Here is an 11,210-nt window from a genome sequence, read left to right on the forward strand (position 1 = left end):
AAAATATGAGCACTTACGATAAAAGTATGGCCCTTACCGGGCAACCTCCCAAAATATTAAGTCGAAACCAAAAGATCGCCACTCTTGTGGGAATGTTCGGCCTTGCAATCATTTTATTGGCTGCATTCAATGTTAGTTTCCCTAACAAGACCTTATGGCTTTCCATTTCATTGTCGGCAATAACCTTGGGAACAGTCTGGTTTTCTTGGGATGCGTATTCCCAAAAGTTACCAGGAATCAAGAATGATGGGGTTTGGTTCAAATCCATTTCCAGCAAAGGGTTTTGGGGATGGATAGCAGGAATTGCATTGACCGGATTCTATATCATACTTTATTTCTATCCTGAATATCTTGGATTGGTCAAAGGAGGGGAAAATAAAGGTGTAATTGCCCTATTCGACCCGCTAAGCAAAGCTTTGAGCGGAAATCCGGCAAGCCAATGGTTCGTTTATGGAACATTGTATACCGTGGCCATCTTGGCGTTCGGCATCAAGTTCATGTGGAAATACCGTCATAACCGTTACGAACGGATCCGTACCATGAGCGTGATGTTCTTTCAAACGGCTTTTGCATTCATCATTCCAGAATTAATGGCACGTTTGAATGGGGACAAAATCCTGAACGGTGGGAGTCTTCCCTACTACGACCTTAAAAATGTATGGCCTTTGAATTATTATAATTTCGAAGGATATCGAATAAAAAGTTTTTTAAGCTCAGGAGACATTGGTTTGGCATTGTTGATTTTTGGAATCCTTTCCGTTTTTGTCATCACACCTATTCTTACCTATAAATATGGAAAAAGATGGTATTGCTCTTGGGTATGTGGTTGCGGGGGACTTGCCGAAACCGCAGGAGATTCTTTCAGACATTTGAGCGACAAAACCGTAAAAGCATGGAATGTTGAGCGTTGGGTGGTACATAGTGTTGTTGTTTTTGTGGTATTGATGACAACTGCCGTGATTTATTCCTATTTAGGCCATGATACCAGTAAATATTGGTTGACGAAAAGTTCTTTTCTTATCGGTGTAACCGTGTTATTGACCGTTATTTTCGGTTGGGTGATGTTATTTAAACGCCAACAATTGCAGAAAGATGCGCAGTACGGGGCCATTGGTTACTTTGTAATAATCATGGTACTTATCGGAATGCATTTCTTTAGTGGTGACGGCAATATCTTTTTGTTCAAGTCGGAAACACTGCGTAAGTCGTATTCATTTTTAATAGGAAGCATCTTTTCAGGTGTTATCGGAACAGGTTTCTACCCAATTTTCGGTAATAGGGTATGGTGCCGTTTTGGTTGTCCAATGGCGGCCATGATGGGCTTTCAACAGCGCTTGTTCTCTAGATTTAGAATTACTACCAACGGTGGCCAATGTATTTCATGCGGTAACTGTTCCACCTATTGTGAAATGGGAATCGATGTGCGTGCCTACGCGCAAAAAGGAGAAAATATAGTACGTTCTAGCTGTGTGGGTTGTGGTATTTGCTCAGCGGTTTGCCCAAGAGGTGTTCTAAAGTTGGAGAATGGTCCGCTAGAAGGTAGGATCGACAGCAATCAAGTATTGTTGGGCAATGATGTTGATCTAATGGACCTTGTGAACCAAAAGTAAGATGTTACGACTTTTTTTGGTGGGTTTGTTTACCATAGGCTCCCTTGTTTTTTTAAAAAAGGAATACCATCGGGAATACCATTCCAATGGTATGCTGAAGTCAGAAGGTTGGAAAAAAGAAGAATCTAAGGAGGACTTCTGGAAATTCTATCATTCCAACGGAAGCATTAAGGAAAAAGGCCATTTCAAACACGATGTACGGGTTGGCTATTGGTATTTTTACGATACCGATGGAAAGTTAGCAATGGAAGGACATTATAAAGGAGGAAAAATGGACATGTGGTGGCTATTCTATGATGAAAAAGGAAAAATAAATCATAAATGCCAGCTTCAACGAGGGATAAAAAACGGATATTGCCTAAAATATAGAGATGAAAAATTGACTTCCGCAGAAAAATATGCCCAGGGTAAAAAAATAAAGGAGTGGTACGACTTCAGAAGTTTCAAACAAGAGAACAAATTGTCCGATCTTAAATAAATGGCAGAAATCAAAGTCATCATTCCCGCGGTAAACGAAGGAGATTCAATAGGCAAGGTTGTTTCGGAGCTGCCAAAATCCGTTTCCGAAGTTATCGTCGTTAATAACGGGTCTACAGATGACACGTTGGAAAATGCACAAAAAGCAGGTGCTACCGTGCTTACTGAAAATCAACGGGGATACGGGTTCGCATGCCTAAAAGGAATGGATTACATCGCCAAACAATCCAAACAACCCGACATTATCGTATTTATTGACGGAGATTATTCCGATTATCCTGAAGAACTGGATAATGTGGTAGCTCCGATACTGGAAAAGGACATTGATTTTGTGGTCGGTGCGCGAAAAAAATCACTTCGCGAACCTGGTTCCATGACCCCACAACAGGTTTTTGGAAATCAATTGGCCACCTTTTTAATGCGGTTGTTATTTAGGGCGAAATTCACTGATTTAGGGCCTTTCAGAGCCATAAAGTATGATAAGCTCATCGCATTGGAAATGCAGGACAAAACCTATGGTTGGACCGTGGAAATGCAGTTGAAGATCTTGCGAAGAAAAATGTCATATATCGAAGTACCAGTGCGTTATAAACGTAGAATTGGTGTTTCAAAAGTATCAGGTACCGTAAAAGGTACTATATTTGCAGGCATAAAAATCCTGGGGTGGATATTTAAATACAGTTTAAAATAATATGGGACTAACTATTGCTATTTTAATTATCGCTATTTATAGTACGGCCTTGATTTTGATTTTCTTCTATAGCCTTGCTCAACTGAACCTTTTGGTGAATTATTTGGGCAACAAGAGACGAAACGAAGAAGCCCCAAAATTCAACCTATTGGATCCCAAGGAGATTCCGTTTGTCACAATCCAACTTCCCATTTATAATGAGGAATATGTAATGGAGCGTCTTCTGGACAACATTGCTAAAATAGAATACCCTAAAAGTAAGTTGGAGATTCAGGTTTTGGATGATTCCACCGATGATACCGTCATCGACACCGCTGAGAGAATAAAAGATCTTCAAGAAACCGGTTTAGACATTACCCATATTAGAAGAGAAAATCGACAAGGTTTCAAAGCTGGAGCTTTAAAAGAAGGTCTTGAAATCGCCAAAGGTGATTTTATCGCCATTTTCGATGCAGATTTTCTTCCCGAAAGTGACTGGTTAAAAAAGACGGTTCCTTATTTTAAGGATGAAGAAATTGGTGTAGTCCAGACACGCTGGGGCCATATTAACCGAGATTATTCCACATTAACACGAATCCAGGCTTTTGCACTTGATGCACACTTCACATTAGAACAAGTGGGCAGAAACTCCAAAGGTCACTTTATCAACTTTAACGGTACGGCCGGAATTTGGAGAAAAGATTGTATCCTTGACGCGGGTAACTGGGAAGGAGACACCCTTACCGAAGATTTAGATCTAAGTTACCGTGCTCAGCTAAAAAATTGGAAGTTTAAATATTTGGAAGACGTTGAAACCCCTGCTGAACTTCCAGTAGTTATTAGTGCCGCTAGATCGCAACAGTTCCGTTGGAACAAAGGAGGTGCTGAAAACTTCAGAAAAACGGTTTGGAGCGTTATCACGGCCAAAAACATACCTTTTAAGACCAAATTCCATGGAGTAATGCACTTATTGAACAGTTCCATGTTCCTATGCGTCTTCGTTGTGGCTTTGTTGAGTATTCCAATGCTCTACATCAAAAATACCTATGGGCATTTAGGATGGGTTTTTCAAGTGACCAGCTTCTTTATCATTAGTACGATTATTCTTTTTATCTGTTACTGGTTCACGTATAAGAGTATTCAGGGCAGTAGCTTTGATAATTTTGTGGACTATATCAAACTGTTCTTTACCTTTTTCTCCGTAGCTCTTGGATTCTCATTGCACAACTCAATTGCTGTTTTGGAAGGACATATGGGTAAACGCAGTGAATTTGTCAGAACACCTAAATTCAACATCAACAACCTTACCGATAGTTGGAAAGGCAATAAATACTTGGCCAAAAAACTATCGCCAAATATGGTCATAGAATTCGCTTTGATGGTCTATTTCCTATTTGGCATGTACAGTGCGATTCCTTTGAACGATTTTGGACTGTTCCCGTTTCATTTGATGTTGTTCCTAGGCTTCGGATTTGTGTTCTTTAAGTCCTTGACCGCAAAAGCGTAAAGCTTACATCAATCCAACATTAAATAATGCAATGTTATTTGCTGCTTTTTATGGCAGTAGATAGTACTTTTCGTACCACTAAGGCAAATGTCTTGATGACAATCCAATGCCCTTAGAAAGTCTTAAATCTTATAAGTAGTATGTAAGTGATACGGCTCCCTTTAAGAAAATGGGAACACAATTCGGTATTGAATAAACACAAAAAGTGATTATGGTTTGTTGGCTGCGATCAATTTATCGTCTTCCCAAATACCACTAGCTACAACCTTGCCATCTTTTCCGTAAAAAGTACCTTCGCCAGTGCGTTGGTCATTTTCCCATAAGCCTACAAACTTTTCACCATTCGACCAGTGGTACGTTCCTATTCCGTGACGTCTGTCATTGTTGTATTCGCCTTCATAGAATTGTCCATCTGCCCAGTAAAAATTCCCGTTTCCGTGACGAAGGTTATTTTTCCATTCGCCTTCATAACGACTTCCAGTGCTCAAAATGGCCACCCCATGGCCTTGGGCCTTGCCATTTTTAACTTGGCCAACATAATGTACTTGACTTCCCTTGCTGCTGGTAAAAGTAAGATATTCCCCAAACGATTTTTGCTTAACAAGGCTGCGCATTCTGGACAACTGAACTTTGGCCTTTTCCAAAGCAAAGCTTAATGAATCGTATTGCTTGATTTCCTTAGGAGTAGCAACAGTTTGAACTTGACTCGTATCTATGGTTTCTTCAACCTTTTGAAATGAATCGGTCACTATTTGACGGCGCATATCATTCATTTTCTTTGCAACTGCAATGCGAAGTCCAAGCTGGGTGCTTCCATTTTCGCCTAGCTCCGCACTATATTGATAATAGGCCTGTAACGCTTGCTGATAATCTCCATCAACCAAAAGGGAATCGATATTCAATAATTGCTCATGTAGTGCTGTTTGTTCTGAATACCCTTTGTGTATTGCTCTTTCTTCTTCAAGGTCCTTCTGCAAACCTTTGGTTTTGAACAATAAGGTGATGGCAATTCCCATAGTCAATGCCAAAAAAAGACTGAGTAGATAGGTGATTTTTATATTTCCCATGATGATTACTGAGCACGGTTACAGTTAGATGTACGTATCAATCATCAAAATGGATCGCTGGAAGCTTATTTTTTACTTTTCGAATGTCGGGAGAGAAGTACACGTGGAACCGCATTGTCCAGTTTTGCTTAAATATTCCAGGGTTGTCAAAAGTTTGTCCCTGGGAGTACATCAGACCGGCTGCAACTGTCAAACGGGGCGTTAGAATATAACCCAGCGTTGTGGTCAATCGCAGGTCCTCCATTACACTTCCCACGACGGCCTTGCCGCTTTGCATGATCAATTCGGCCTCAGGTGAAACATAAAGTGTGCTGGGTTCAAGCTTGTAATTGTTCAAAGGAACCTTCGCACGGAACATATAGCGCCAACGATTCCTAAAAATATATTCACTGTTCTCCTCAAAACCTTGGGTCCATCGATGTTCTATCCGGATACGATGATAAATCATTGCACTATAAAGCGGCTGTGCAAATTGGTATTGGTGCCAAATACGCCATTCGGGGACAACATTGCGTGCCGTCGAGGATTCATCAGTATTAAAATTTATACGAACCACACCTCCAAGACTGAAATTCGTTTTCTTGGAATAAATGTACCCTATGGCATGTCTGTTATAAATCTGTCCTATTTGTCCAATAAAAGGGGTGTCCTCCGTTTCTTCGAAACGAAAATGGGTCTGTGCATCCCAAAACAATCGCTTAGAGATTCGAATATTGCCATAGGTATTGAACCATACCTTGGTCTTGGCATCCTTAAATTCCGACTCGGAAGGTAAGATCTCTTGTCCCTTGGACGCTTGCGGTAACATACCGAGCAAGATAAGTAGAACTGAGATATGCGCGTACTTGTAAAGGGCTGGTTTCATTACAGGTCTACTTGTTTTCCGAAGCATTCAGGTTGAACAATTGCAAGACTATTTTAGGATCTTGCGCTCTTTTGAGTTTTCGCTCCAGTTTGGACGTGTCCTCTTCACGCATCTGTAGCATTCGCTCATACGAACCATCAAATAATAATTTGAGTTGTTCCGCATTTTCGCAACTCAGGTTTGACTTGACCTCATCGAGCAGATAGGGCATTAGAACGTTGCTATACGCATTGGTTATCCGTTTCTTCACCTCCTCATTCATTATTGTGGCCATAAACGGGTTCCATATATCATCCTTGTATTTCTCCACAAGGGTGCTCCATCGTTCAGGTTGCTGCGATATAGCTTTGGTAAGTCCATCCAACTGTTTTAAACACGCTATTACCTTGTTCCCAAAATCGATTTTGGCACTTTCATCCTTCATTGTAGCATATTCCTCCAATTGGGCATCCACCAAATCCTGAATACTTTTCAGGGCAGCTCTTTCTGCTTTGGACAAACCTTGGTTGACGGAATCCATTATTTGACCGATATGGTTGGAATGGGCTATCATTCGCTCTTCAAGGGCGACAAACTCTTGCTGTTTGCTTTCCTGAAGCAATTTCTCGTTCAATTTTCCAGAGATGTCTTCAATGCTTAAGGCTGCATACTCTGTAAGTTGATGCAAAGTGGCAATGGTATTTCCAGAAAAGTCGAAATCATCCGCCTTAGGCCCAACATATTCCTCGTCATTTTCCTCGCTCTTGATCAAAATGGTTTTGGACGGAATTCCCTCAGACCAAAGATTGTGGAACAATTGATCACGTGAAACGAATTCAAGGATATCTTGACTTTGATAATCGATTATTTTGCCAACAGGATTTAAAAACGATTTGGAAATTTCTGAAACGACCTTGTATAGAAACTCAGCCTCTTCATCGGAACGTCTTAAAATGTTCAGCTGCGTGTTTTCGAGAAGGGATTGACTTGTTTTTTGCGCATCGGTATATCGCTCACGAATAGCCTGTAATTGACTGTTTTCAGTAGAATCCACCGGAAAGTGTGCCACCTTGACCTTAAAAGCCGGAGTGAATTCAGATTCACCTAGAGCAGATAAAAAATCATCCAACTCCCTATAATGCTCCAGGTTATCGGCAAGCAGCTGCTCTATTCCGCCTTTAACACCGGAGGTGTCTGGTTCTTGCTGCTTTATTTTTATCAACTTGACAAAACGTTCATCCAAACCGATGATTTTTGTTTGTCCTGATGGGGCATCAAAATTTCTTGAAATCATACTCCCATCAGCGGAGCTATACTCCATTTTATGAAGAAATCCTTCATCGAAGTACCAGCTTTCGGAGGTGTTGGGGTCCTCATCGGAGTAAAGTGTCCAGACATCATGGGCCAAACCGTTCCTTAGAAATCGTCCGACCATGCTGTTATGCTCGTTTTCTATCCTGAAACTCTTCTGTGGAATGCCTTTTTCAAATTCCAACGTACTGGCGAACAAGGTTCTTTTTACCTCGGAATCTTCAATTTCTTTGACAACGTATGTCCATACGCCATTAGGTTTTCCTTGGCTAATGCTTCCATGGGCTTCGTGTTGCGTGCCCGTGACCTTTATTCGATATTGGTACCCGACTACTTCGGTCCCGCTGCCGGATTGAAATTCCCCAAACTGAAAATCCCACTTTCCTTCGGGATATCCATTGGCAAAACTTCCTTTGAACGAAAAGAAATCGTCGGTGTTTTTAAGCAGTGCATTTAAATTGGAGCGGTGCATGGTAAAATTGCCGTCCAGAACGGTATCAGTATCCTTTAAAACATAGGTATACTCGGCCTGTCCTTCAAATCTTCCGACTTTTAAAGGCCCCTCAAATTCTTGTTGTACCTGGGCGAGCATCACTTGGGACAACACCATTGGCACCAACAAAAACAATTTTAAATACGATTTGATATCCCCCATTTTAAACATATATGTTTACGTATTTGTTCCCGTATTGGATCTTGGTTTTTGAAAAAGTTATGCATTTTGTTTAAAAAACGTCTCAAAATCATGCCTTTAGAATAAAATCCAGCTACAAATCGATGACCCCCTCCCACCAATTTTTCATTTTCAAGAGTCAAAATGGCTACATTTATGCTGGTGGATTCGGTTTTGTTCAACTGAATCATTGATTATTATTAGATGGAAGAAAAACCTAGACTTTCACGGCTTACAGCCATTTTAACCCAACTACAATCTTCAAGGATTGTAACCGCAAAAACCCTTGCCGAAAAACACAATGTAAGTATCCGGACCATATATCGGGATATTCGAACCTTGGAAAAATCAGGGGTTCCCATTGTCACCGAAGAAGGTAAAGGCTATTCCATGATGGAGGGCTATCAGTTACCACCGGTAATGTTTACCGAAGATGAAGCAAATGCGCTGATTACCGCCGAACAATTGATCATAAAAAATAAGGATGCCTCCTTTGTGCAACATTATTCCGAAGCCATTTTGAAAATAAAAGCGCTTCTAAAAGGTTCCCAAAAAGATAAGGCCAGTTTACTTAAAGATCGTATCTATTTTACCGATAATTATTTGAACCAAAGGACCAGTAATTATCTCATGCGCATTCAATCTGCATTGACCAATTTTCAAGTTTTGAATATTGATTACCTATCGCTCGACCAGAAATTCACAAACAGGGATATTGAGCCATTTGCCTTGTACAGTACGGAGGAAAAATGGTTGCTTATCGCCTATTGCAGGTTCAGAAAGGCATTTCGAATGTTCCGAATTGACTTAATTCAAAAAATAACAAACACCTACGAGCAATTCGAATCCCATAATATGACTTTGGAAGAGTATTACAAGTCCTATGACCAATACAATCAAGGTTCTTCACATTCGAATGATACAAAACACCCCTGACACACCCTTGTCATAAACCGCTAATATTTTTGCGTAAACCTTAAAAAAGTATTTATCATGACAAGCACAAAAAGAGATGCATTGACTATCGTTGGATTAGCCGCAAGAACCTCCAACGATCGTGGAAAAGCTGATAGGGACATTCCACAACTCTGGGAAAAATTTATCGCGGAGAACACCCTCAACCGAATTCCAAATAAAGTGGACGATACGCTTTATGCCATCTATACAGATTATGAAGGGGACCATACCCAACCCTATACCATTGTTATCGGCTGTAATGTTTCGGGTCTTGATAACATTCCAGAGGATATGACGGTCAAAATGATTCCCGAATCCAATTACACCAAGTTCGTTGCCAAGGGCGACCTTACCAAAGATGCTGTCATCAACACTTGGATGGATATATGGAAAACCGATATTAATCGAGCCTATACCTCCGATATCGAAGTCTATGGGGAAAAGGCCGTTGACCCCACCAACGGAGAGGCAGAAATTTTGATTGCCACTCAATAAGGGATACATATTGCCCTGTCATGGATACGGAAAATTTGTTTCTAATACATGGCAGGGTATTGCCTTCAATCCAATATATTTTTATATTTTTTGCTGACCTTAGAAATGCTGGTTGGCAATGCCCCGTGACATCATAAAACTTTGGAAACTTCATAAAATCCCTTTGTTATTATCATTGGGAAGCATCCTGTTTTATATCAGTCTTGCCTATGATTTAAATCGGGCAGATTTTCCAAAGTTGTTGAGTCTCTTCGTTGCCCTCTTCATTCTTCATTACAAACTCATTCAATTCCAAAAATGGAACTTTAAGTTTCTATTGATTTCAGGAATACTGTTTCGATTGGTTTTGCTGCTTGCCGAACCAAATCTCTCGCAAGACTTCTATCGTTTTATTTGGGATGGGGAACTGATAAAAAACGGCATCAATCCATACCTGAATATTCCGAACAAGTTGATTACACAATCCCATTTACCTATTGCCAATGCCCAACAGCTTTTCGATGGTATGGGGAGTTTGAGCGCAAGACACTTTAGCAACTACCCCCCACTCAATCAAATTGTATTTACCATAGCCGCTTTTTTGGGAGGTGGAAGTGTTCTCGGCTCAATAATTATTATGCGCCTGACCATTATTTTGGCCGATTTGGGCATTTTATACTTCGGCAGAAAATTGCTTCAAAAATTGAACAAATCCAACCACATGGCTTTCTGGTACTTCCTAAACCCATTGGTCATTATCGAATTAACAGGGAATCTTCATTTTGAAGGGGTAATGCTATTTTTCTTCGTCTGGTCCATGTATTTGATCGCGGAGCGGAAATGGCTGGCCGCAGCACCTGTTTATGCCATGTCGATAATGGTCAAATTGGTGCCCATTTTGTTTTTACCCCTTTTTGTCAGATACTTTGGATTCAAAAAAAGTACGCTCTTTTACCTGGTCGTAGGCATATGTAGCGTCCTTCTCCTCCTTCCTTTTTACTCGAATGTATTTGTGGACAACTATTCCGAAACAGTAGGGCTTTGGTTTTCCAATTTTGAATTTAATGCAGGCATTTACAATTTAGTGAAGCACCTTGGGGTCAATTTTTTTGATGCGAAAGCATGGATCCTGGTCAAAGACTATGGTAAATTGATTGCATTAATCGTTGTAGCATCGACGGTTTTGATCGCCTTCCTTCGAAAAAACGAAAACCTTAGTACGTTGATAACATCAATGCTGGTGGTTCTTACCCTGTATTATTTGCTATCAAGCACGGTACATCCATGGTATGTTATTTTTCTTTTGGTGCTCACCATCTTCACGGAATATCGCTACGCAATAGTGTGGTCCCTGTTTGTTATCCTGAGCTATTGGGCCTATTCCAACCCCGATTATGATGAAAGTTTGTGGCTGTTGGCCATTGAGTATATCGCGGTTATTGGCTTCTTGATTTATGAAATCATGGCTAAAGGAGGAAAAAAGTTACATTTCTTCAAAAAATAAGGGCCAATCTAGGTCGATTGGAATTAATTTGTACTTTTATTCCCATAATGAAAGGACAAGAATACATATTAACTCCATTGAGCATCCCTGCTCCAGTACGTCCATTCACTCGTCGC

General features: G+C 40.5%; 10 protein-coding genes. 7 read left to right on the plus strand and 3 right to left on the minus strand.

Features of this window, described 5'->3' with window-relative positions; genetic code table 11:
- Window positions 1-5: 5 nt before the first annotated feature.
- From ACULLH_RS18025 to ACULLH_RS18040, 4 genes are read left to right on the plus strand one after another with little or no spacing between them, the layout of a single operon-like run.
- A complete protein-coding gene (locus ACULLH_RS18025) occupies window positions 6-1,610 on the plus strand; it encodes a 4Fe-4S binding protein (protein ID WP_454090136.1) in 1,605 nt (534 codons plus the stop codon).
- A gap of 1 nt (window position 1,611) precedes the next feature.
- Window positions 1,612-2,088: a toxin-antitoxin system YwqK family antitoxin gene (locus ACULLH_RS18030; protein ID WP_454090137.1), complete on the plus strand. Its 477-nt coding sequence runs from the start codon at window positions 1,612-1,614 to the stop codon at window positions 2,086-2,088.
- The gene (locus ACULLH_RS18035) at window positions 2,089-2,778 is read left to right on the plus strand and encodes a glycosyltransferase family 2 protein (RefSeq protein WP_454090138.1); all 690 of its coding nucleotides are present in this window, start codon (window positions 2,089-2,091) and stop codon (window positions 2,776-2,778) included. It begins immediately after the preceding gene.
- 1 nt (window position 2,779) lies between these two features.
- On the plus strand, window positions 2,780-4,264 hold the full coding sequence (locus ACULLH_RS18040; protein WP_454090139.1) for a cellulose synthase family protein: 1,485 nt from the start codon (window positions 2,780-2,782) through the stop codon (window positions 4,262-4,264).
- 209 nt (window positions 4,265-4,473) lie between these two features.
- On the opposite strand, the gene ACULLH_RS18045 is transcribed toward ACULLH_RS18040, so the two are convergent.
- Genes ACULLH_RS18045 through ACULLH_RS18055 form a run of 3 tightly spaced genes read right to left on the minus strand, consistent with a single transcriptional unit; the run spans window position 4,474 to window position 8,150 of the window.
- Window positions 4,474-5,331 carry an MORN repeat-containing protein gene (locus tag ACULLH_RS18045; protein WP_454090140.1) on the minus strand — a complete coding sequence of 286 codons (858 nt, stop codon included), beginning with the start codon at window positions 5,329-5,331 and terminating at the stop codon, window positions 4,474-4,476.
- 37 nt (window positions 5,332-5,368) lie between these two features.
- Complete coding sequence (locus ACULLH_RS18050; RefSeq protein WP_454090141.1) at window positions 5,369-6,196, minus strand: DUF2490 domain-containing protein; 828 nt, start codon at window positions 6,194-6,196, stop codon at window positions 5,369-5,371.
- A gap of 7 nt (window positions 6,197-6,203) precedes the next feature.
- Entirely contained in the window at window positions 6,204-8,150 is a 1,947-nt protein-coding gene (locus ACULLH_RS18055; protein ID WP_454090142.1) for a hypothetical protein, read from the minus strand.
- Window positions 8,151-8,363: 213 nt separating this feature from the next.
- On the opposite strand from ACULLH_RS18055, the gene ACULLH_RS18060 reads away from it, so the two are divergent.
- The 3 genes from ACULLH_RS18060 (at window position 8,364) to ACULLH_RS18070 (ending at window position 11,094) form a co-directional block, all read left to right on the plus strand.
- Entirely contained in the window at window positions 8,364-9,095 is a 732-nt protein-coding gene (locus ACULLH_RS18060; RefSeq protein WP_454090143.1) for a helix-turn-helix transcriptional regulator, read from the plus strand.
- A gap of 57 nt (window positions 9,096-9,152) precedes the next feature.
- Entirely contained in the window at window positions 9,153-9,611 is a 459-nt protein-coding gene (locus tag ACULLH_RS18065; RefSeq protein ID WP_454090144.1) for a GyrI-like domain-containing protein, read from the plus strand.
- A gap of 118 nt (window positions 9,612-9,729) precedes the next feature.
- Window positions 9,730-11,094, plus strand: coding sequence for a mannosyltransferase (locus ACULLH_RS18070; RefSeq protein WP_454090145.1), 1,365 nt, complete (start codon window positions 9,730-9,732; stop codon window positions 11,092-11,094).
- Window positions 11,095-11,210 lie beyond the last annotated feature (116 nt).

It is taken from the genome of Flagellimonas sp. 2504JD4-2 (assembly GCF_053642935.1).